Raw genomic sequence first — 22,636 nt, 5'->3', positions numbered from 1 at the left:
CGGATAGTCGAGCCGTGACGGATCAATCCATGGTGAAGGCGGAACGGCGCCGCTGGGCCATCGCGACCTGCGTAGCGCTTGTCGTGGCGGCGATCGGCGACGCTGGTCCCGAGATTATCGAGTCCCGCAGCCTGGTCGCCGGTTACGACGGGCCGGGGCCGCTGATCTACCTCGGAGTGGCCGCCATGGTGGCGGCCTTCAGGTGGCGCTTCACGCCGTTGTTGGCGGTGGTGACGGGCGTCTTGTTTCTCTTCGGCGGGTTCTCCGACGCCTCCTTCGTGGGTCGGCTCGGTACCCCGACGGAACCCGTCCAGTTCTACGCGGGATGGCTTCAGATGGCCGGATTCGCCGCGGCTGTGGCGTTCGGGATCGCCGCCGTCTGGGTGCATGGTTCCGGGCCGGCCCGGACAGCGGATGCAGACAGACGACAGGACACTGAGACGGAGGGACCTCGACGGTGAGCGCGATCGTGGCGAGAGTGACGGCGGCCCGCAGAAGCACAAGGTTGTCGCTGTGGGGACTGGTGGTGGGCATCTTGGGACTGCTCATCCAATGGATCGCGGATCCCGGCAAGTTCCCCCCGTTCCCACCGGGGATCGTCTTCATCGTGGTGTGCGGTGCCTTGGTGGTGTTCACCGTTCCGCGCTGGTGGGCACCGGTGTTCTCGGTGCTGATCTCATTGTGGATCGTCCTCGGCGGGTGGGCGGCCGGCCAGCTGACGCCGAATTTCCGATCGGAGAACGCGGGGACTGTCGCGGGCAATGTGGTGATGTCGCTCGGGCTGGTGTTTGCCGCGGCCACGGGGGTCGTGGCGATGCTCGGGGCGTGGCGGGCTCGGTGACTCCGGTCGGCCAGACCCTGGCCTGGATCATCAACCCGACCGTGATCAAGGCCGTCGTCAGAGCTCGTCGACTGGCGACGCCGTGCGGCGGTGTGGGGTCGGAACCCGGTGGCGGACGGAAGATCCGTTGTTAGACTTGGCCGAGTTGGGTCAGTGACACGACCAGGGAGACCAGACATGGCGGGTGACGACGACATCTCCGGGTGAGACCGGACATGTTCGGCCATCGGTTCGGCGCGCGTAGGCGCAGCCGTCGTGGCCATGCCGTCGCTCCACCGGTCCCGTTCGTCGTCGGGCCGCTCAGGCGCGCCCAACCCACCCTCCGAGGTCACTCACCATGTCTGACGCTTTCATCGTCTGCTCGAACCTGTCCTTTTCCTGGCCGGACGACACTCCGGTCTTCTCCGACCTGTCCTTCAGCGTCCCCGGCGGTCGCACCGGTCTGGTCGCGCCCAACGGCGCCGGCAAGAGCACCCTGCTGCGGCTGATCGCCGGGGAGCTGCGGCCCAGCGGCGGTAGCGTCACGGTCGACGGTCTGCTCGGGTACCTGCCGCAGACCCTGCCGCTGGCCGGGAACCTGGCCGTGTCGCAGGTGCTCGGCGTCGCCGAACGCATCGCGGCGCTGCACGCCATCGAGGCCGGCGACGCCAGCGAGACGCACTTCGCCACCATCGGCGACGACTGGGACATCGAGGAGCGCACCCGCGCCGAGCTGGATCGGCTCGGCCTGGGCGACCTGTCGCTCGACCGGCCGCTGCACACGCTCAGCGGCGGCCAGGTGGTCTCCCTCGGGCTGGCGGCGCAGTTGCTGCGCCGCCCGGACGTGCTGCTGCTCGACGAGCCGACCAACAACCTGGACCTGGCGGCCCGGCACCAGCTCTACGACGTGCTCACCGACTTCACCGGGTGTCTGCTGCTGGTCAGCCACGACCGGGAGCTGCTGGACCGGATGGACCGCATCGCCGAGCTGGAACGCGGCGAGATCCACTGGTACGGGGGCAACTTCACCGCGTACACGGAGGCGGTGCGGGCGGCGCGCGAGGTGGCCGAGAGCAACCTGCGCAACGCCGAGCAGGAGGTCAAGCGGGAGAAGCGGGAGATGCAGCAGGCCCGGGAACGGGCCGACCGGCGGGCCAGCAACGCCTCGAAGAACCTGAAGAACGCCGGCCTGGCCCGGATCGTCGCCGGTGGGCTGAAGCGCAGCGCGCAGGAGTCGGCGGGCAGGGCCCAGGACACACACTCCGCCCGCCTCGGTCAGGCCAAGGCCCGACTGGACGAGGCCGGCCGGGCCGTCCGCGAGGAGGACCGGATCGTCGTGGACCTGCCGGACACCACCGTCCCGGCCGGACGGACGGTCTTCACGGGTACGGGGATGCGGGCCCGCTTCGACGACCGGGACCTGTTCGGCGGCGACGGCGCGGACCTGGTGATCCGGGGTCCGGAGCGGATCGCGCTCACCGGGGCGAACGGCGTGGGCAAGTCGACGCTGCTGCGCCTCGTCAACGGCGACCTCGAACCGGCCGGCGGCGAGATCCGCCGGGCCGACGGGCGGATCGCGTACCTGTCGCAGCGGCTCGACCTGCTGGACCCCGACCGGACGGTGGCGGAGAACTTCGCCGCGTACGCGCCGAGCCTGCCGGACGCCAAGCGGATGAACCTGCTGGCCCGGTTCCTGTTCCGGGGCGCCCGGGTGAACCTGCCCGTCGGGGTGCTCTCCGGCGGTGAGCGGCTGCGCGCCACCCTGGCCTGTGTGCTCTGCGCGGAGCCGGCGCCGCAACTGCTGCTGCTCGACGAGCCGACGAACAACCTGGACCTGGTCAGCGTCGCCCAGTTGGAGAGCGCGCTGACCGCGTACCAGGGGGCGTTCGTGGTGGTCAGCCACGACGAACGGTTCCTGGCCGAGATCGGCGTGCAGCGCTGGCTTCGCCTGACCGACGGCCAGCTACGCGAGATCGCCGCCCCCGACCAGGGCTGAGCCCTGGCCCGACCCTGGCCCGACCCTGGCCCGACCCTGGCCCGACCGCCCCGTCGATCATGGAGTGGTGGTGCCCACAAAGCGCGGTTATGGGCGCTTTGCCACCCACCACAACTCCTTGATCGGCGGGGCGGACCGAGGCCGGGCCGAGGGCGGGCCGAGGGCGGGCCGAGGGCGGGCCGAGGACGGGCCGAGGGCGGGCCGAGGGCGGGTCAGCTCACGTTGGCTGGGCCGAGGACGCTCTTGAGGTCACCCATCAGCGCGGTCGTCGCCGCCACCCGGAACGGTCCCAGCCGCAGGGTGGTGGTACGGCCGCCGTTGAGCAGCTTCACGTGCACCTCGGTGTCGCCGGGGTGCAGCACCAGGGTCTCCTTGAGCCGTTCCACCAGCGGCGGGGTGCACCGGTGCACCGGGATGGTGAGGGTGACCGGCTTGTTGGTGGCGCTGGTGCTCACGTCCGGCATGGACATGTCCATCGCCATGATGCGCGGGGTGTCGTCGCGGCGGTCCACCCGGCCCTTGACCACCACGATGGCGTCCTCGGCGATGTACTGCCCGATCACCTCGTAGGTGTTCGGGAAGAACAGCGTCTCCACACCGCCGGCCAGGTCCTCCAGGGTGGCCGAGGCCCAGGCCCGGCCCTGCTTGGTGACCCGCCGTTGGACGCCGGAGAGGATGCCGGCGAGGGTGACGACCGCCCCGTCGGGCACCGCGCCGTCCTCGGCCAGGGACGCGATCGTGGTGTCGGCCGCCGCGCCCAGGATGTGTTCCAGGCCGAACAGCGGGTGGTCGGAGACGTACAGACCGAGCATCTCGCGCTCGAAGGCCAGCTTGTCGCGCTTCTCCCACTCGCTGTCGCCGATCACCGGCATCACCGTCGTGCTGCCGGTGTCCGCGTCGCCGAAGCCGGCGCCGAACAGGTCGTACTGGCCGACGGCCTCCTTGCGCTTGACGTCGGCGTACGCGTCGATGGCGTCGGCGTGCACCGCGAGCAGGCCCTTGCGGGGGTGCTCCATGGAGTCGAACGCGCCCGCCTTGATCAGCGATTCGATGGTCTTCTTGTTGCAGACCACCGCGTCCACCTTGGACAGGAAATCGTAGAAGTCGGTGTACTCGCCCTTCTCCGCGCGGCACCGCATGATCGAGGCGACGACGTTCGCGCCGACGTTGCGGACCGCCGCCAGGCCGAAGCGGATGTCCTTGCCGACCGGGGTGAACGGGCCCGCCGAGGTGTTCACGTCCGGCGGCAGCACCTGGATGCGCATCCGGCGGCACTCGGACAGGTACAGCGCCATCTTGTCCTTGTCGTCGCCGACCGACGTGAGAAGACCGGCCATGTACTCGGCCGGGTAGTGCGCCTTCAGGTAGGCCGTCCAGTAGGAGACCAGGCCGTACGCGGCGGAGTGCGCCTTGTTGAAGGCGTACCCGGCGAACGGCACCAGCACGTCCCACACGGCCTGGATCGCCTCGTCGGAGTAGCCGCGCTCGCGGCAGCCGTCCCGGAACGGGATGAACTCCTTGTCGAGGATCTCCTTCTTCTTCTTACCCATCGCCCGGCGCAGCAGGTCCGCCTGGCCGAGGGTGTAGCCGGCGAGGATCTGCGCGGCGCGCTGCACCTGCTCCTGGTAGACGATCAGGCCGTGCGTCGGCGCCAGGATCTCCCGCAGCGGCTCCTCCAGCTCCGGGTGGATCGGCGTGATCTCCTGGAGGTTGTTCTTGCGCAGCGCGTAGTTGGTGTGCGAGTCGACGCCCATCGGTCCGGGCCGGTACAGCGCCAGGACGGCGGAGATGTCCTCGAAGTTGTCCGGCTTCATCAACCGCAGCAGCGAGCGCATCGGCCCACCGTCGAGCTGGAAGACGCCGAGGGTGTCGCCGCGGGCCAGCAGCTCGTACGCGGCCTTGTCGTCCAGCGGCAGACCCAGCAGGTCGAGCTTGAGGCCGTGGTTCAGCTCGATGTTCTTGACCGCGTCGTCGATGATCGTCAGGTTGCGCAGGCCGAGGAAGTCCATCTTCAGCAGCCCGAGCGACTCGCAGGTCGGGTAGTCGAACTGCGTGATGATCGCCCCGTCCGCGTCGCGGCGCATCAACGGGATGTGCTCGATGATCGGCTCGGCGGACATGATGACGCCGGCCGCGTGCACACCGGTCTGCCGGATCAGCCCCTCGATGCCCTTGGCCGTGTCGATCACCTTGCGCACGTCCGGGTCGGAGTCGTACAGGCCCCGGATCTCGCCCGCCTCGGCGTACCGGGGGTGCTTCGAGTCGAAGATGCCGGTGAGCGGGATGTCCTTGCCCATCACGGCCGGCGGCATGGCCTTGGTGATCCGGTCACCGACCGCGTACGGGAAGCCCAGCACCCGGGCCGAGTCCTTGATCGCGGCCTTCGCCTTGATCGTGCCGAAGGTGGCGATCTGGGCGACCTTGTCCTCACCCCACTTGTCGGTGACGTACTTGATCACCTCACCGCGCCGACGCTCGTCGAAGTCGATGTCGACATCCGGCATCGAGACCCGCTCGGGGTTGAGGAACCGCTCGAAGATCAGGCCGTGCTGGATCGGATCCAGGTCGGTGATGCCCAGCGCGTACGCCACCAGCGAGCCGGCGGCCGAACCACGGCCCGGGCCCACCGCGATGCCCTGCTTCTTCGCCCACTGGATGAAGTCGGCGACCACGAGGAAGTACGACGGGAAGCCCATCTGGTTGATGACGCCCAGCTCGTACTCCGCCTGGACGACGTGCCCCTCGGGGATGCCGTTCGGGTAGCGACGGCCCAGCCCGGCGAAGGTCTCCTTGCGGAACCAGGACTCCTCGGTCTCGCCGTCGGGCACCGGGAAGCGTGGCATCAGGTTGTGGAACTCGAACATGCCCTTCGGATCGACCTTCTCGGCGACCAACAGGGTGTTGCGGCAGCCCTGCTGCCACAACTCGGACGAGTCGACCGCGCGCATCTGGTCGGCGCTCTTGACGAAGTAGCCGCCGCCCTCGAACCGGAACCGGTTCGGGTCGTCGATGTTGCTGCCGGTCTGCACACACAGCAGCACGTCGTGCGCGGTGGCCTGCGCCTCGTGCGTGTAGTGCGAGTCGTTGGTAACCACCGGCGGGATGTCCAGCTTGCGGGCGATCTCGGTGAGCCCCTCGCGGACCCGGCTCTCGATGGAGAGGCCGTGATCCATGATCTCCAGGAAGTAATTGTCCTTGCCGAAGATGTCCTGGTAGCTCGCGGCGACCTTGAGCGCCTCGTCGAACTGCCCCAGCCGCAGTCGGGTCTGCACCGCCCCCGACGGGCAGCCCGTGGTGGCCATGATCCCCTCGGCGTGCTCGGCGATCAGCTCCATGTCCATCCGGGGCCACTTGACGTAGTGCCCCTCCATGGAGGCGCGCGAGTTGAGGGTGAACAGGTTCTTCAGACCCTGCGCGTTCTTCGCCCACATGGTCTTGTGGGTGATCGCGCCGTTACCCGAGACGTCGTCGCTCTTCTGCTCCGGCCGACCCCACTTGACCCGCGCCTTGTGGTAGCGCGACTCCGGCGCCACGTACGCCTCGACGCCCAGGATCGGGGTGATCCCGGCGGCCATCGCCTGGTTGTAGAAGTCGTTCGCGCCGTGCATGTTGCCGTGGTCGGTGATCGCCACCGCCGGCATGCCCAGCCGGTTGGCCTCGGCGAACAGGTCCTTCAACCGGGCCGCTCCGTCGAGCATCGAGTACTCGGTGTGCACGTGCAGATGCGCGAACGAATCAGCCATGCGTGGCGCCCCCCGGCGGTGTGGATCTAGGTGGTCGGAGCCGACCGGCACCTACCCTACCGAGGTGATCTCGGCGGCTCCACCGTCCGCGCCGAGGGTGGTCCGCGTCTCCTGTTCGCACCCGACAGGCCTAGGCTCGACGGATGGCGAGGTACTACGACGTACACCCGGAAAACCCGCAGCCCCGCGTGATCGGGCAGGTTGCCGACCTGGTCCGCGGCGGCGGCCTGGTCGCCTATCCGACGGACTCCTGCTACGCGCTCGGCATCCAGCTCGGTAACCAGGACGGGCTGGACCGGATCCGGCAGATCCGCCACCTCGACGACCGGCACCACTTCACCCTGGTCTGCCGGGACTTCGCGCAGCTCGGCCAGTTCGTCCAGATCAGCAATGCGGTGTTCCGCCTGGTGAAGGCGTCCACGCCGGGCAGCTACACGTTCATCCTGCCGGCCACCAAGGAGGTGCCCCGCCGGATGCTGCACCCGAAGAAGCGGACCGTCGGTGTCCGCGTACCCCGGCACACGGTGACCCAGGCGCTGCTCGCCGAGCTGGGCGAACCGCTGGTGTCCAGCACCCTGACGCTGCCCGGCGAGGACGAGCCGATGACCCAGGGGTGGGAAATCAAGGAACAGCTCGACCACCAGCTCGACGCGGTGCTGGACGCCGGCGAGTGCGGCATGGAGCCGACGACGGTGATCGACCTGTCCGGGCCGGAGCCGGAGATCCTGCGCCGGGGCGCCGGGGACGTGTCCCGCTTCGAGTAGCCCGGGTCGGGTGCCGGACCGGACGAGGACGGACCAGCGCCGACGGCCGCACGCTTGAGGATCGACCACCGGCGAGCATTGGACACCCGGCCGGCATCCCCGACCCCGCTGACCTCGACGCCCTGGCCCGCTCCGCCGCGCAGGGCGACCCGGCGGCGCTGGACGCTCTGCTGGTCGCGGTGCGTCCGGAGGCGCTGCGGCTGTGCGCCCGATTCCTGCCCAACCGCCAGGACGCCGAGGAAGCCTGCCAGGACCACGCTCCTGGCGCTGGCCGGCGGCATCACCCGGTTCGAGGGTCGCTCCTCGTTCCGTACCTGGCTGCACCGGCTGGCCGCCAATCGGGTCCGCTCCACGTACCGCAGGTTGCGTCGCCGCTGTCGACTGGAGGCCGGCGGTGTTCCGGTGCCCGATCAGGCCGATCCGCGGCGGACCAGCGTGGTCGCGGGCACCCACCTCGATCTGCTCGACGCGTTCGACTCGGTCCACCCGACCACGCCGAGGTGGTGGCCCTGCGCGACGTGCTCGGGCTGAGCTACCCCGAGATCGCCACCCTGCTCGACCTTCCGGTGGGCACGGTGAAGTCCCGGTTGCACCTGGCCCGGCGGCAGGTCCGGCAACGGCTCGGCGCCGGATGATCCCGTCATCGTTCCGCCGGCTCACCGTCGTCCTCGCGGCCACCGTGGGGGTCGCCGCCTGCGGCGCCGACGCCGTCTCGCCGCCGCCCGTCCAGCCGCCCGGCCCGACCCGTTCGACGCCGGCACCCCCGGCGATCTCCGCGAGCCCCCGCGCCCACCGCGTCGCCGTCCCGACCGCCGCCGACCAGCGGGCGTCCGCCCGCACCACCCACACCAAGGGGTACGCCCCGAACGACTCCCCCGGTCGACCGGCGCGACACCGGCCTGCCAGGGCGCGGTCCGCTACGACCTGCCACTCGCCGAGACCGAGATCGAGCTGCTGCGATCGCTCTGCTTCGCGACCGGTGCGGTGCTGGGGATCCAGGGCATCGGGCCCGGGCTCGTCACGGTGGACGTCGGCTACTTCCAGGTCGGCCCGGCCAGCTTCGTCGAGCGGAACTTCCGCCAGGGCGCGTCCTGCTGAGTCGGACCAGGTGGCGGGGCGTCCGGTGTCGACCGGGCGCCCCGCACGTCCCAGCGGCCCGAGCGGGGCTTGGCACACACGATGATGTCTCAGTAGACAACACTGTGTGGAACACAGTATGGTGTGACACATGGTTAGCGAGGACGTTCTACGGACGCATCTGCAGGAGTTGCGTCGAGGCACCGTCGTGGTGGCCAGCCTGGTCGCGCTCCGGCGACCGGACTACGGCTACGCACTGCTGCAACGGCTCACCGACCACGGCTTCCCGGTGGACGCCAACACGCTCTACCCGCTGCTGCGCCGCCTGGAGGACCAGGGCCTGCTGACCAGCGAGTGGAACACCGAGGAGAGCCGGCCGCGCAAGTTCTACCGGACCAGCGACGAGGGCGAGTCGATGCTGAGCCGGCTCCTGGACGACCTCGCCGCCGTACAGACCTCCATCACCGGGCTGATCCAAGGAGTCGACCGATGAACACCCTGACCGATCGCTACCTCGCCGCCACCCTGCGCTCGGTGCCCGCCCCGCGCCGCGACGAGATCGCCACCGAGTTGCGCGCCTCCATCGAGGACATGATCGAGGACCGGACGGGCGGCGGCGCGAACGCGGCAGCCGCCGAGCGGGAGGTGCTCACCGAGTTGGGCAACCCCGACCGGTTGGCCGCCCGCTACGCCGACCGCCGGCTCCAACTCCTCGGCCCGACCTACTACCTGATCTGGCTGCGGCTGCTGAAGCTGCTGCTCAGCTTCATCCCGGCGCTCGCCGGCACGGTCGTCGCGATCGTCGCGGTCGTCGAGGGCAAGGGCTTCGGCGCCATCGGCCCGGGCCTCGTCGTCGCCCTGCACGTGGCGGTGCACATCTGCTTCTGGCTCACCCTGACGTTCGTCCTCATCGAGCGGTCGCAGCCCACCGTCGACCTGCCCGACTGGACCGTCGACCAGCTCCCCGACGTCCCCGCGCACCGGGACATCTCGCTCGTCGACACCATCGCGACGGTGACGATGCTGGTGGTGTTCATCGGCTACCTGCCGTGGCAGCACTACCAGTCCTGGGTGCGCGACACCGACGGCGACAACATCCCGCTCCTCGACCCGGCTCTCTGGTCGTTCTGGCTGCCGGCGCTGATCGGCGTGCTGGTCCTCGACGTGGTGTTCGAGATCGTCAAGTACCGGATCGGGCGCTGGAGCTGGCGGCTCTTCGCGACCAAGGCGCTGCTCAACCTGGCGTTCACGGTGCCGGTGGTGTGGCTGGCGCTCTCCGACCGGCTGCTCAATCCGGCCCTCGGTGAGCGGCTCGACTGGCTGGCGGTCGCCGACAATCGCGAGATCCTCGCGGTCATCATCGCGCTGAGCACCGCCGGGATCGCGGTGTGGGAACTGATCGACACCGCACTGAAGACCCGCCGCCGGACCACCTGAGCGGCACCCGGGACGGCGGCCCGGCGCGGATGTCCGCGCCGGGCCGGCGTTCTGCGCGAGCCCGCCTGCCCGTACGGCATCGGCGACGCCCGCTCAGGACGACGGGAGACACCGCCAGTGGCGGAAGTCGCCGGTACGCGACCAGACGTCGCGCGCCGCACTGATGTTCCAACCAGGATCCAGCGCGGTCCGGCGGTCAACACCGAGCCGTGACAGCTCCATGTCGCTGAACTGGAACAGGCCCCAGCGCCGCGACCCGTCGGTGGTCACCTCCACCCGTAGCGGATCCAGCCCGGACAGACACCGCGCCAGCCACACGGCCTCGGACGGGTCTTCCGGGAACCTCGCCCGGAGGTACTTGCTGATCCGGTTCTCCGTCCACCGGACAGGCGACACCGGACCGTCCTGGAGCGCGTCGAGCACCTGCCCGTCCACCGTGCCGCTGACCTCCAGGGCGGCCAGCGCCTGAAAGGCGATCACCCGGCTGGTGGTGTCGGGTCCGAACCACCCGTCGACGGGTACGCCCAACCCACCCGCCACCAGCCGCTCCTGGACATCCAGCACGCAGGGGCCGTACATGCCCTGGCGGAGGACGACGGGGCACGCGCCGCTCGATTCGGCGCCGCTCGACCTGGGGATCATTCCGTCGCCGCCGGGCAGCAGCGCGCCCACGATCAGCGCGCCCACCAGCGCCAGCGCGCCCAGTGACAGCCGGCGACGCGCCGGCCGTGGTCGGTCGGTGGACCGGCGGGGACCGGCCGCCTCGGCGGACACCGGAGCGGAAGGCAGCGGCGCCGGGTATGCCGGCTCGTCGGGCGCCGGTTGGCCGGTGGGGCGCATCGGCTCGCCGAGCTGCGCTTCGATGTCACGGCGTAGGTCGAGCCACCGTTCGATCTCGGCCGCGGACGTGCCGCACGCGGCGAGCAACGCCACGACGGTCCGTTCCCGGGGCAGCGTGTTCCGCCCCAGCATGGTGGCGAGTGTGCTCGGCGGGAGCCAGTGCCCGGCCGCCGAGGCCCGACGGGAGATCTCCCGGTACGTCAGGCCGGAACGCCTCCGCACGTTCCGAAGTGACACCAGGTACTCCCCCGCCGTGGCCGCCTGCGGCACCGGATCCCGGACAGCGTCAATCATCGGATCTCCCCCGTGTCGTTGATGTGGCCGGGCTTGGACCGATCCCCGGTCCCACCCGACGGCTCGCACGACGCAGAGCGTCGCGGTCATCGTCGAAAACGCTAGATAGTCGCGTCGTGGCGGACAATGCCCTGGTCAGGGTAATGCGGTGTCCGCGCAGCTCAGAGCCGTCTGTCCGGGTTGTGTCCGACCATCTCGGACAGACCCCGCGACGACTTGCCCGAAGGCGTGCGGGGTCAGCAGAATCAGGCGATGACCACGGGGGACCTCCGACCGCGTGCTGCGGCAGACCCGGCCGAGTTCGTCGACCTGCTGCGCCAGCTCAAGGACCGGTCACGGCTGACGTTCCGGCAACTGGAACAGCGCGCGGTCGCGGCGGGCGACGTGCTGGCCCGCAGCACCGCCGCCGACGTCCTGCGCCGGTCGACACTGCCGCGACCCGAGGTTCTGGCGGCCTTCGTGCGCGCCTGCGGCGCCGCTGACGAGGTCGACGAGTGGCTGCGGGCGCGGGACAGATTGGCCGCGGGCGCGTACGCCTCTGCCGAGCCGCCCGTGGAAGCGTCGTTCGGAGCGCGCGCGGACGACGTGCTGACCGTCGGCCCAGACGAGACGCGATCGGGCTTGTTCACCCGACCCGGGCCGCTGGCGCTGCTCGTCGTGGCCACCCTGCTGGTCGGTCTCGGCGTCTGGTTCTGGTGGCCGGACGACGACGGGCCCAGGACGTCGGACCGTACCGCTGTCGGCGCGTCGCCGACCGGCAGCGCCTCGGCCAACGGAACGGCGTCCGGCACCGGCCAGGGATCGCCGGCCAGCGGTCGGAGCCGGATTCATCCCGCCCGTGACCCGCAGCTCTGTATCAGCGAGGGTCGCGATCGCAGCGCCCGATACGAGAACGAGGTGGCGGTCCAGCGCCCCTGCGTGGGCGCCACACCGCCGGAGACCTACCTGGTGCCGGTGACCGACGGCATGTACTTCGTCAGGTGGGAGCACCCGGTCAAGGGGATCGGCTGCCTCACGGTGCGCCGCGAGGATCCCGGGCAGAACCTCATCGAGCCTCAGCACGAGTGCCGCACCGACTCCTGGGACCAACTGTTCCGCTTCGAACCGACCGGGTCGGCACCGAACGCGTACCGCCTGCGACCGGCGGGCGGTGACCTGTGCGTGGGCATCCGCGACGACGACACGGAGGTACCGGCCGAGGCCGCCGCCGAGCCGTGCACAGGCCAACCCGACCAGGTGTTCCTGATCGATCTGGTGGCGGAGGGCTGACGCCAGCGTGGGCGGGACGCTTGGTGCTTGATCGACTCCGGTTCACGGAAAGCGGGGTGTCCGCACGCGGCGGACACCCCGCTTTTCATGAAGTCGAGTCGATCAAGGGCCGGGCCGGACCTCAGGCGTCGACGGCCGCCATCACGTCGTCGGAGACGTCGAAGTTGGCGTAGACGTTCTGCACGTCGTCGCAGTCCTCCAGGACGTCGATCAGCTTGAAGATCTTGCGGGCGCCCTCTTCGTCCAGCGGGACGTTCATGCTGGGGATCAGGGAGGACTCGGCCGACTCGTACTCGATGCCGGCGTCCTGCAACGCCGTCCGCACCGGGATCAGGTCGGTCGGCTCGGAGACCACCTCGAACGCCTCACCGAGGTCGTTGACCTCCTCCGCGCCGGCGTCGAGGACGGCCATCATGACGTCGTCCTCGCTGGTGCCCTCCTTGGGCACGATCACCACGCCCTTGCGGGAGAACATGTACGACACCGAGCCGGCGTCGGCGAGCGAGCCGCCGTTGCGGGTCAGCGCGGTGCGCACCTCGGTGGCCGCCCGGTTGCGGTTGTCGGTGAGGCACTCGATCAGCATCGCCACGCCGTTCGGGCCGTACCCCTCGTACATGATGGTCTGCCAGTCGGCGCCGCCGGCTTCCAGGCCGGAGCCGCGCTTGACGGCGCGGTCGATGTTGTCGTTGGGAACCGAGCTCTTCTTCGCCTTCTGGATGGCGTCGAACAGCGTCGGGTTACCGGACGGGTCGCCGCCGCCGGTCCGGGCGGCCACCTCGACGTTCTTGATCAGCTTGGCGAACATCTTGCCGCGCTTGGCGTCGATGACGGCCTTCTTGTGCTTGGTGGTCGCCCACTTTGAGTGGCCGGACATCTTCTACCTCCGTCTGTCATTGCACGCCTGCGTCGACTGCCGCACCGATTCCGCGCCGCATCCGGCGGTCCGGCGGCCGGTCGGCCCCGCGGGAAGTGCCGCGCCGGGCGACGGCCCTGCCGAACCGCGGCAATCTTACCGAGGTCACGCCCCGCCATGTCACACCCGGGACCCGCCCGGGCAGCGGCGCGGCGTCGGGGGGCCATCAGACCAACGGCCCGGGGGCCCGATCCATGCCCGCGCGGCGGTGTCGGCCGCTCAGGCGGTCCGTGCCAGCTCGACGAAGTACGCGTGCAGGCGCAGGTCGCCCGTCAGCTCGGGGTGGAAGGAGGTGGCCAGCAGGTTGCCCTGCCGGACCGCCACAATCCGCTCGGCGGCCGGGCCGCCGCTCACCGTGCCGATCACCTCGACGGCCGGGCCGCCGCTCACCGTGCCGATCACCTCGACGGCCGGGCCGACCCGCTCGACCCATGGCGCGCGGATGAACACCGCGTAGAAGGGGTCGCCCGGCACGCCGGTGATCTCCACCGGTGCCTCGAACGAGTCAACCTGCCGCCCGAACGCGTTACGCCGTACCGTCATGTCGATGCCGGCGAAACCGCGCTGGTCGGCGCGGCCGTCCAGCACCTCGGTGGCCAACATGATCATGCCGGCGCAGGAGCCGTAGACGGGCATGCCGTCAGCGATCCGCTTGTCGATCGGCTCGCGCATCTCGAAGATGTCGACGAGCTTGCTGATGGTGGTGGACTCGCCGCCGGGGATCACCAGACCGTCCACCGCGTCCAGCTCGCCCGGCCGGCGGACCGGACGGGCGTCCGCACCCGCCGCGGTCAGTGCCGCCACATGCTCGCGGACGTCACCCTGCAGGGCGAGGACACCGATCGCTGGTGTCGCCACGTTTGCACCGTTCCTCTCGATCCCGCGTTAGGAAGGTGCCCTTCCTATACGTCAGGCGTTAACAAGGTGCCCTTCCTTGCACACCAGCCGCGTTTTGCACACCAGCCGCGTTTTGCTCACCAGCCGCGCTCGGCCAGGCGGTGCGGCTGGGGAATCTCGTCGACGTTGATGCCGACCATCGCCTCACCCAGACCACGGGAGACCTTCGCCAGCACGTCCGGGTCATCGTGGAAGGTGGTGGCCTTGACGATCGCGGCGGCCCGCTGCGCCGGGTTACCGGCCTTGAAGATGCCGGAGCCGACGAAGACGCCCTCCGCGCCGAGCTGCATCATCATCGCGGCGTCGGCCGGCGTGGCGATCCCACCGGCGGTGAACAGCACGACCGGCAGCTTGCCGCTCTCGGCGACCTCCTTGACCAGCTCGTACGGGGCCTGCAACTCCTTGGCCGCCACGTACAGCTCGTCGGCCGGCAGCGACGACAGCCGGCGGATCTCCTGGCGGATCTTCCGCATGTGGGTGGTGGCGTTCGAGACGTCACCGGTGCCGGCCTCGCCCTTGGAGCGGATCATGGCCGCGCCCTCGGTGATCCGGCGCAGCGCCTCGCCCAGGTTGGTCGCGCCGCAGACGAAGGGCACCGTGAACGCCCACTTGTCGATGTGGTTCGCGTAGTCGGCCGGGGTCAGCACCTCGGACTCGTCGACGTAGTCCACGCCCAGCGACTGGAGGATCTGCGCCTCGACGAAGTGGCCGATGCGGGCCTTGGCCATCACCGGGATCGACACGGCGGAGATGATGCCGTCGATCATGTCGGGGTCGCTCATCCGGGACACCCCGCCCTGCGCGCGGATGTCGGCGGGCACCCGCTCCAACGCCATCACCGCGACCGCGCCGGCGTCCTCGGCGATCTTGGCCTGCTCGGCGTTGACGACGTCCATGATCACGCCGCCCTTGAGCATCTCGGCCATGCCCCGCTTCACGCGGGCCGTGCCGACGACGGGGGCGGTACCGGTGGTCGAGGCGTTGGTGTCGGACACGGATCGGCGCTCCTAGAACGTGCGGCGGGCGGTGGCAGCGGAAATGCTACGCACGGCGCAACGCCGCTTCGACAGCCAATCAGGCCCCCGGTGGCCTGCTCTGTGGCCCCGCTCACGGTCCGCCGGCACCGCTGCCGACCTGGTCAGCCCGCCGGCACGTCCGCCGGCACGACGAGCGTCGGATCGTCGATGTCGAAGTAGCGCGGCCACTGACGACCCCGCCCCATCCGCAACAACCGCACCAGCGGACGGCTACGCGCCGACCGGGCGTCGCGGACCAGGTCGGTGTGTACCTGCCGGGACAACGCGAGCCGGCGGCTCGCCGCGATGACCGCCGTGCAGTCCGCGTCGGCCGGGTCCAACCGCACCGTGCGTAGCTGCCGGGTCAGGTCGTTCTCCGCCGCCTCCCGCTCGTCCGGCACGGCGTCGAGCGCGATCCGGGCCGCCGCGTACAGCTCGACGCCGAACCGCCGCTCGGCCAGCACCGCGGCGGCCGCCGCCCGGCGCAACAGGTGGGCGTCGAGGGCCCGCGCCGCAAGCTCCGCGCGGGCCTGCAGCCGCTCGACCCGGCCGGCGGTCCAGATGAGGTACGCCGCAAGCACCCCCACGAGCACACTCGCGGCCACCACCCACCACATGTGCGGCATCGTAGTGCTGCTCCGTTTCTCCTCCATCGCGCGCGTCGCCGCTCGTCACCGGCGTCACCAGGCGCACCATCGGTCACTCCGGCTCAGCCCAGCCCCACCCATTCCTGGTCGATGACCCGCCCGTCGGTCGCCTCGATCGCCGCTGCGTATACCTCCAGAACACGGCGGGCAACCATAGGCCAGTCGAAATTCGCCACCACCTGATCACCGCAGGCCGTCAGCGCGGCCCGTGCTCCCGGATCGTCGAGCAACTCGGACAGCGCGTCCCGCAGCCCGACCGCGTCGCCGGTCGGGAACAACCGCCCCGCCCGCCCACCGTCGAGCACCCGCCGGAACGCGTCCAGGTCGCTCGCCACGACCGTGGTGCCGGCGGCCAACGCCTCGGTGAGGATCATGCCGAACGACTCGCCGCCGGTGTTCGGCGCCACGTACAGGTGCACGCTGCGCAGCATCCGCGCCTTGTCCGGCTCGGAGACCAGACCGAGGAACGTCACCCGATCCCGCAGCTCGGCCGGGAACTGGTCGTACAGGTCGTCCGGGTCACCCGGGCCGGCGACCAGCAGCCGCAGGCCCGGACGGGTCGCCGCCAGCGCCACGAAGGCGTCCCGCAGCACCGGGAAGCCCTTGCGCGCCTCCGTGAACCGCCCCAGGAAGCCCAGCGTGCCGCCGGTGCCCGGCCCACACTCCCCCGGCCACTCCGGCAGCGGCTCGGCGTCGGCGAACTTCGCCACCGCCACCCCGTTGGGGATCTCCACCGCGCCGCCGTCCATGTGCTCGACCTGCACCTTGCGGGCCAGCGCGCTCACCGCGATCCGGGCGGTGATCCGCTCCAACACGATCTGCAGCACGCCCTGGGCGGCCGCCAGCACCCGCGAGCGGGTCATCGCCGTGTGGAAGGTGGCCACCACCGGCCCGCGCGCCGACAGCACCGCCAGCAGCGACAGGCTCAACGTCAGCGGCTCGTGTACGTGCAGCACGTCGAAGTCACCGTTGGTGAGCCAACGCCGGACGCGGGCCGTGGAGACCGGGCCGAACGCGATCCGGGCCACCGACCCGTTGTACGGCAGCGGCACCGCCCGACCGGCGGACACCACGTACCCCGGCAGGTCGGCGTCCTCGTCGGCCGGCGCGAGCACGCTGACCTCGTGCCCGAGGGTGATCAGCGTCTCGGCGAGGTCCACGACGTGGTTCTGCACGCCGCCGGGCACGTCGAAGGAGTACGGGCAGACGATACCGATCCGCATGCGTCAGCCACCCCCTTCAGGACCGACCCGAGGTCGACGCCGGCAGGTCCGTGCCCCCCGCGCCGCGCTGGTCCAGCCACATCCGCTGCAACATGTGCCAGTCTTGCGGATGCCGGGCGATGCCCGTCGCCAGACGGTCGGCGATCATCTGGGTCAGCGACCGGACCCGCGCGTCCAGTGGCCCCGCCTCCGGGCCGGGCACCGGCAGCGGGCCGGCGAGCGACGCGCACGCCCGGTCCTGCTCGTACCACATCGAGGCCACGTAGAGCGGCGCACCGGTGTGTATCGCGAGCAGCGCGGGGCCGGCGGGCATGCGCGTCTTCGCGCCGAAGAAGTCCACCTCGACGCCACGGGCCGACAGGTCCCGGTCGGCCAGCAGCGGCACGACCGCGCCTGAGCGCAGCCGGTCCAGCAGCACGTCGAACGCCGGACGCGGGCCGCCGTGGGTGGGCAGGATCTCCATGCCCAGCTTCCCGCGGAACGCCAGGAACCGCTTGTACACGCCCTCCGGCTTGAGCCGTTCCATGACCGTGCTGATCGGCCAGCCGGTGGCCGCCACCCAGGCGCCCGCCGCGTCCCAGTTGCCGGCGTGCGGCAGCGCCACCACCGCGCCCCGGCCGGCGGCGACGTCGGCGGCCAGCAGCTCCGCGCCGTCGAGCCGGAAGCCGGACAGGATCTGCGCCCGGCTCAACGACGGCAGGCGGAACGCCTCCATCCAGTACCGGGCGTACGAGCGCATGCCACGCCGCACGAGATCGTCCAGCTCGGCCTCGGGCACCTCCGGGCCGACCACCCGGCGCAGGTTGGCGCGCAGTCGGGCCGTACCCCCGCCGCCCCGGCGGTACGCGCGGTCCGCGCCCGCCGCGAAGGCCGCCGCCGCCAGCGACCGGGGCAGCGCGCGGACCAGCCGCCAGCCGGCGAGGTAGCCCAGCTCGGTGAGGTTCACGCGGCCCGGCCGCCGGTCGCGCTCACGCCTGGCCATCCGGCTGGAGCTGCTGGGCCTGGCGGTAGACGTGCGCCATCCGCTGCCCCACCGTGAAGATCGAGATGGCGGCCAGCAGCCAGAGCGCGATCTCCAACGCGGGCTTCACGCCCACGCCGGTGAGGATCCCACCGACACCGACGATCAGCAGTCGCTCGGTGCGCTCGGCGATGCCCACGTTGCAGGTCATGCCCAGCCCTTCGGCACGGGCCTTCACGTACGAGACGAGCCCGCCGGCGGCCAGGCAGAGCAGCGCGGCGGCGACGCCCGAGTGGTCGCCCCGGGTGGCCAGCCAGTACGCCACCGCGCCGAAGACGGCGCTGTCGGCGACCCGGTCCATGCTTGAGTCGAGGAACGCGCCGAACCGGGTGGAGCCGCCGCTCATCCGGGCCATCGTCCCGTCGAGCAGGTCGGTCAACGCGAACAGAGTCACGATCAACGCGCCCGCGACCAGATGGCCGCGGGCACCGAAGCCGAGCGCGCCGACGAGCACACCAACGGTGCCCGCGACGGTGACGACATTAGGGGTGACGCCCGCGCGCAGCAGGGCGCGGGCAATCGGCTCGACGACGCGGGTCATCCCCGCGCGGGCCGACACTTGGAAGATCTTCGCCATGGCGGTCCCCACGATAACGGTCCGCGCAGCTCCGGCCATAACGCCGGTCCGGACGACCCGCCCGGGGCAGGCTTGTGCGTGTCCGGCAACGGGTGTGAGATCGAGCCGGGAGGTGAGCCAGCTCACCCGTCCACCCGTTGAGTTCTCACCGGGCAGCAGACCACCGGAGGATATCGCCGCGCACTCGCCCCGGGCCGCTTCCACCTCGCGCGGCGGTCGCCACCCACCACCGGCTGAGGGAGGTGCGCCCCATGGCGCAGAAACATCAGGACAAGGGGGCCGCCGGCGGCACGCCGGTGGTGACCGAACCCGCGCGGGTTCGCAACGTGGCGCTCGTCGGGCACTCCGGCGCGGGCAAGACCACGCTCGTCGAGGCCCTGCTCGCCGCGACCGGCACGATCGGCCGGGCCGGCAGCGTCGTCGACGGCACGACCGTGGGCGACCACGACCCCGCGGCGGTACGCCAGCAGCGCTCGGTGAGCCTGTCGTGCGCGCCCCTGCTGCACGACGGCATCAAGGTCAACCTGCTGGACACGCCCGGGTACGCCGACTTCGTGGGCGAGCTGCGGGCCGGTCTGCGGGCCGCCGACGCCGCGCTGTTCGTGGTCTCCGCCGCCGGCGGCATGGACGCGGCCACCGTCGCCCTGTGGGAGGAGTGCGCGGCGGTCGACATGCCGCGCGCCGTCGCGGTGACCCGCCTGGACGCGCCCCGCGCCGACTTCGACGAGACGGTCGCGCTCTGCCAGCGGGTCTTCGGCGACAACGTGATGCCGCTCTACCTGCCGATGCTCGGCGACGACGGGGTCTCCACCGAGGGTCTGCTCGGGCTGATCACTTGCCGGGTCTTCGACTACACCACCGGGCTGCCCGCGGACGTCCGCGACCCGGACCCGGAGCACCAGCGGGCCATCGACGAGTCCCGCGACGAGTTGATCGAGGGGATCATCGCCGAGAGCGAGGACGAGACCCTCATGGACCGCTACCTCGACGGCGAGGAGATCAGCACCGAGGTGCTCGTCGACGACCTGGAGAAGGCGGTCGCGCGGGGCCACTTCTATCCGGCGGTGCCGGTCTGCGCCGAGACCGGCGTCGGCCTGGACGCGCTGCTGGAGGTGCTGACCGCGGCGTTCCCGTCACCGTTGGAGCACGAGCTGCCGGCGGTCACCGGGGTGGACGGCTCGCCCCGCCCGCCGCTGACCTGCGATCCGGACGGCCCGCTCGTGGCCGAGGTCGTCAAGACCACCGTCGACCGGCACGTCGGCCGCGTCTCGCTGGTGCGGGTCTTCTCCGGCACGCTGCGTCCCGACGACACGGTGCACGTCTGCGGGCACGGCATGGCCGAGCGCGGGCACCCCGACCACGACGCCGACGAGCGGGTCGGGCACCTCTACACCCCGCTGGGCGCCACCCTGCGCGAGGTGCCGCACTGCGTCGCCGGCGACATCTGCGCGATCACCAAGTCGCCCAGCGCGGAGACCGGCGACACCGTGTCGGCCAAGGACGACCCGCTGCTGATCGCGCCGTGGGAGATGCCGGAGCCGCTGCTGCCGGTGGCGATCGTCGCCCGCAGCCGTGCCGACGAGGACGCCCTCGCCCGCAACCTGGCCCGGCTGGTCGCCGGCGACCCCACCCTGCGGCTGGACCGCAACCCGGAGACCCACCAACTGGTGCTCTGGTGCATGGGCGAGGCGCACGCGGACGTCCTGCTGGACCGGCTGCGCTCCGGGGGCGTCGAGCTGGACACCGAACCGGTGCGGGTGTCGCTGCGCGAGACGCTGACCGCCCCGGCACGGGGGCACGGCCGGCACGTCAAGCAGTCCGGCGGCCACGGCCAGTACGCGGTCTGCGACATCGAGGTCGAGCCACTACCCCGGGGCGCCGGCTTCGAGTTCGTCGACCGGGTCGTCGGCGGCGCCGTCCCGCACAACTACATCCCGTCGGTGGAGAAGGGCGTCCGCGCCCAGCTGGAACGCGGACTGGTCGCCGGCCACCCGGTGGTCGACCTGCGGGTCACCCTGGTCGACGGCAAGGCGCACAGCGTCGACTCCTCCGACGCGGCCTTCCAGACCGCCGGAGCGCTGGCGCTGCGCGACGCGGCCGAGCGCGGCCAGCCGGCCCTCCTGGAGCCCATCGACGAGGTGACCATCCGGGTGCCGGACGGCTCGGTGGGCGCTGTGCTGGGCGACCTGTCCGGCCGGCGCGGCCGGGTGCTCGGCACCGAGCCGGACCCGGACGCCGACGGCCGCACCCTGGTCCGCGCCGAGGTGCCGGCCCTGGAACTGCTGCGCTACGCCGTCGAGCTGCGTTCGATGACCGGTGGCACCGGCACCTTCCGCCGCCACTTCGTCCGCCACGACCCGATGCCCACCCACCTGGCCGACCAGACCCGCAAGGAGCAAACCCCGTAACACTCCGCTCCCGCCGACCCGCGTTTCGGCTGGCCCGATCGCCCGCGCTCCGTCCCTGACGGCTGCGCGGCCGCGGGCCGTCCCTGACGGCTGCGCGGCCGCGGGCCGTCCCTGACTGCTGCGCGGCCACGGGCCGTCCCTGACTGCTGCGCGGCCGCGGGCCGTCCCTGACTGCTGCGCGGCCGCGGGCCCGGGCGGAGGGGCGCCCTAGGTGTTCGCGTCCTGTCGAGCTGCCCCATATTCGGGGCATCGCAGCCGAGGAGGGCGGCCAAAGACGCGCGCATCCGCGCGCACATGGCGGGTGGGCCGCGGTGGGCCGAGGAGCTGTTCGGTTGTCCCATATTCGGGGCAGCTCGACAGGACGACACCAGCACAGGGCCAGGCCAACACAGAGCCGGGCCAACACAAGACCAAGCCAACACAGAGCCAGGCCGGCACAGAGCCAGGCCGGCACCAGACCCGACCAGCACCAGACCCGACCAGTACAGGACCAGACCAGGCCGGCGCGGGCCGTCACGACGCCGCAGGCGGCGGCACATGGCGGCACGTGGCGGCACGCCGCGAAGGCTGGGCAGGTGTGCGCTCTGGGCTCGGTGGGTGGGTCAGGGGTGGGTCTGGGGGTGGGTGGGGCGGGGCCAGTGGGGGCGGTCGGCGTCGCGGAGGGCGGCGGTGCGCAGGGCGGCGAGTTGGCGTTCCACCTCGACGAACTGCTCCGCCGGTAGCGGGCCGCGGTGCAGTGCCGCCGCGTTCTCTTCGACCTGGGCGACGGTACGGCAACCCGGGATCGGGATGGCCCGCCCGCTGCGGGCCCAGATCCAGCCCAACGCGCCCTGGGCGAGGGTACGACCGTCGGCGGTCAGCGCGGCACGGACCGCTCCGACCCGGCGCAGCCACTCCGGCGCCGGCCGGCCGCCGCGGAACCACTCCAGCCAGCCCGGCGTCAACCCGCGTACGTCGTCGCGGGGCAGCGTGGACGCGGCGGTGTACTTGCCGGTGAGCAGTCCCATCCCGAGGGGCCCCTGGTCGATGCTGGCCAGGTCGTACTTGTCGCAGACGGCGAGCACCTCGGGGGCGTCACGCAGCACCGACAGGGCGTGCTGCACGGCGGCGGCGCCCGGGGCGGCCGGCCCGAGCGCGGCGGCCCGGTCGGCGCGGTCGGTGCTCCACCCGTACGCCCGGATCAGGCCCTCGGCGACGAGGTCCTCGCAGGCGGCGAACAACGCCTCCGCCCGGTGCACGGGCAGGTCGGCCAGGTGGAGCTGGTAGAGGTCGATCCGGTCGGTGCCCAACCGGCGCAGCGAGGCGATAACGGCCCGCCGCAGGTACGCCGGTGACGCGTCCTCGCCGGTGGCCTGCCGGGTCGCCTCGTCGAACGTGTAACCCCACTTGGTGGCGATCACGGCGTCGTCCCGGTGGCCGGCGAGCGCCCGGCCCAGCACCCGCTCGCCGTGCCCCGCGCCGTACGTGTCGGCGGTGTCGAAGAGGGTCACGCCCAGCTCAAGCGCGCGGCGTACGGCCCGCACCGATTCGTCGTCGTCGACCGCGCCCCAGCCCAGCGGCTGGCTGCCCTCCGCCCAGGGGCCGGCGATCGCCCAGCACCCCATGCCGAGGGCGCTGACCTCGATGCCGCTGCGCCCCAACATCCGTGTCGTGACTGCCATCGGCCGATCGTGCCACCTTCCACGGGCCGGGGT

The 22,636-nt window shown here is 71.5% G+C and carries 19 protein-coding genes; 9 read left to right on the top strand and 10 right to left on the bottom strand.

Features of this window, described 5'->3' with window-relative positions:
- Positions 1-29: 29 nt before the first annotated feature.
- The 3 genes from AB0B55_RS22670 to abc-f all read left to right on the top strand — a co-directional run bounded on the left by AB0B55_RS22670 (position 30) and on the right by abc-f (position 2,816).
- Positions 30-461 (top strand): hypothetical protein, encoded by a 432-nt coding sequence (locus AB0B55_RS22670; protein WP_357119582.1) that lies wholly within the window; start codon positions 30-32, stop codon positions 459-461.
- Positions 458-841 (top strand): hypothetical protein, encoded by a 384-nt coding sequence (locus AB0B55_RS22665; protein WP_357119585.1) that lies wholly within the window; start codon positions 458-460, stop codon positions 839-841. Before AB0B55_RS22670 ends, AB0B55_RS22665 begins: the two co-directional genes overlap by 4 nt.
- Before the next feature lie 337 nt (positions 842-1,178).
- Entirely contained in the window at positions 1,179-2,816 is a 1,638-nt protein-coding gene (gene abc-f, locus AB0B55_RS22660) for a ribosomal protection-like ABC-F family protein (protein ID WP_357119588.1), read from the top strand.
- A 212-nt stretch (positions 2,817-3,028) separates the two neighbouring features.
- Here abc-f and dnaE read toward each other — a convergent pair whose 3' ends face one another.
- On the bottom strand, positions 3,029-6,559 hold the full coding sequence (gene dnaE / locus AB0B55_RS22655) for a DNA polymerase III subunit alpha (RefSeq protein WP_357119591.1): 3,531 nt from the start codon (positions 6,557-6,559) through the stop codon (positions 3,029-3,031).
- A 143-nt stretch (positions 6,560-6,702) separates the two neighbouring features.
- Here dnaE and AB0B55_RS22650 point away from each other — a divergent pair, with 143 nt between their 5' ends.
- The 4 genes from AB0B55_RS22650 to AB0B55_RS22635 all read left to right on the top strand — a co-directional run bounded on the left by AB0B55_RS22650 (position 6,703) and on the right by AB0B55_RS22635 (position 9,837).
- Complete coding sequence (locus AB0B55_RS22650; protein WP_357173502.1) at positions 6,703-7,323, top strand: L-threonylcarbamoyladenylate synthase; 621 nt, start codon at positions 6,703-6,705, stop codon at positions 7,321-7,323.
- Positions 7,230-7,958: an RNA polymerase sigma factor gene (locus AB0B55_RS22645; RefSeq protein WP_357173499.1), complete on the top strand. Its 729-nt coding sequence runs from the start codon at positions 7,230-7,232 to the stop codon at positions 7,956-7,958. Before AB0B55_RS22650 ends, AB0B55_RS22645 begins: the two co-directional genes overlap by 94 nt.
- Positions 7,959-8,551: 593 nt before the next feature.
- Entirely contained in the window at positions 8,552-8,893 is a 342-nt protein-coding gene (locus AB0B55_RS22640) for a PadR family transcriptional regulator (RefSeq protein ID WP_110564981.1), read from the top strand.
- The gene (locus tag AB0B55_RS22635) at positions 8,890-9,837 is read left to right on the top strand and encodes a permease prefix domain 1-containing protein (protein WP_357119599.1); all 948 of its coding nucleotides are present in this window, start codon (positions 8,890-8,892) and stop codon (positions 9,835-9,837) included. The genes AB0B55_RS22640 and AB0B55_RS22635 overlap by 4 nt, the downstream gene beginning before the upstream one ends.
- 93 nt (positions 9,838-9,930) lie before the next feature.
- Here AB0B55_RS22635 and AB0B55_RS22630 read toward each other — a convergent pair whose 3' ends face one another.
- Positions 9,931-10,971 carry a peptidoglycan-binding protein gene (locus AB0B55_RS22630; protein WP_357119602.1) on the bottom strand — a complete coding sequence of 347 codons (1,041 nt, stop codon included), beginning with the start codon at positions 10,969-10,971 and terminating at the stop codon, positions 9,931-9,933.
- Positions 10,972-11,223: 252 nt separating this feature from the next.
- Here AB0B55_RS22630 and AB0B55_RS22625 point away from each other — a divergent pair, with 252 nt between their 5' ends.
- The gene (locus AB0B55_RS22625; protein WP_357119605.1) at positions 11,224-12,240 is read left to right on the top strand and encodes a helix-turn-helix domain-containing protein; all 1,017 of its coding nucleotides are present in this window, start codon (positions 11,224-11,226) and stop codon (positions 12,238-12,240) included.
- 121 nt (positions 12,241-12,361) lie between these two features.
- On the opposite strand, the gene AB0B55_RS22620 is transcribed toward AB0B55_RS22625, so the two are convergent.
- The 7 genes from AB0B55_RS22620 to pgsA all read right to left on the bottom strand — a co-directional run bounded on the left by AB0B55_RS22620 (position 12,362) and on the right by pgsA (position 18,534).
- Positions 12,362-13,114 (bottom strand): YebC/PmpR family DNA-binding transcriptional regulator, encoded by a 753-nt coding sequence (locus tag AB0B55_RS22620; protein ID WP_139587604.1) that lies wholly within the window; start codon positions 13,112-13,114, stop codon positions 12,362-12,364.
- A gap of 258 nt (positions 13,115-13,372) precedes the next feature.
- Positions 13,373-14,011: a pyridoxal 5'-phosphate synthase glutaminase subunit PdxT gene (pdxT, locus tag AB0B55_RS22615; RefSeq protein WP_357173496.1), complete on the bottom strand. Its 639-nt coding sequence runs from the start codon at positions 14,009-14,011 to the stop codon at positions 13,373-13,375.
- A 116-nt stretch (positions 14,012-14,127) separates the two neighbouring features.
- Entirely contained in the window at positions 14,128-15,045 is a 918-nt protein-coding gene (gene pdxS, locus AB0B55_RS22610; protein WP_357173494.1) for a pyridoxal 5'-phosphate synthase lyase subunit PdxS, read from the bottom strand.
- A gap of 143 nt (positions 15,046-15,188) precedes the next feature.
- Entirely contained in the window at positions 15,189-15,692 is a 504-nt protein-coding gene (locus tag AB0B55_RS22605; RefSeq protein ID WP_357119615.1) for a hypothetical protein, read from the bottom strand.
- 83 nt (positions 15,693-15,775) lie between these two features.
- Positions 15,776-16,936, bottom strand: a complete 1,161-nt coding sequence (locus AB0B55_RS22600; RefSeq protein WP_357119619.1) for a glycosyltransferase family 4 protein — start codon at positions 16,934-16,936, stop codon at positions 15,776-15,778.
- 16 nt (positions 16,937-16,952) lie between these two features.
- Complete coding sequence (locus AB0B55_RS22595) at positions 16,953-17,882, bottom strand: phosphatidylinositol mannoside acyltransferase (RefSeq protein WP_357120747.1); 930 nt, start codon at positions 17,880-17,882, stop codon at positions 16,953-16,955.
- 22 nt (positions 17,883-17,904) lie between these two features.
- Positions 17,905-18,534, bottom strand: coding sequence for a phosphatidylinositol phosphate synthase (gene pgsA, locus AB0B55_RS22590; protein WP_355053455.1), 630 nt, complete (start codon positions 18,532-18,534; stop codon positions 17,905-17,907).
- 251 nt (positions 18,535-18,785) lie between these two features.
- Between pgsA and AB0B55_RS22585 the strand changes: the two genes are divergently transcribed.
- The gene (locus tag AB0B55_RS22585) at positions 18,786-20,942 is read left to right on the top strand and encodes an elongation factor G-like protein EF-G2 (RefSeq protein ID WP_357173491.1); all 2,157 of its coding nucleotides are present in this window, start codon (positions 18,786-18,788) and stop codon (positions 20,940-20,942) included.
- A 602-nt stretch (positions 20,943-21,544) separates the two neighbouring features.
- On the opposite strand, the gene AB0B55_RS22580 is transcribed toward AB0B55_RS22585, so the two are convergent.
- Positions 21,545-22,603, bottom strand: a complete 1,059-nt coding sequence (locus AB0B55_RS22580; RefSeq protein ID WP_357173488.1) for an aldo/keto reductase — start codon at positions 22,601-22,603, stop codon at positions 21,545-21,547.
- Positions 22,604-22,636: the final 33 nt, after the last annotated feature.

The sequence above is a fragment of the Micromonospora sp. NPDC049107 genome (genome assembly GCF_040648595.1).
GTDB lineage: Bacteria > Actinomycetota > Actinomycetes > Mycobacteriales > Micromonosporaceae > Micromonospora.
The sequence above is the reverse complement of the archived record's forward strand: the minus strand, read 5'-3'. Positions and strand labels throughout refer to the sequence as shown.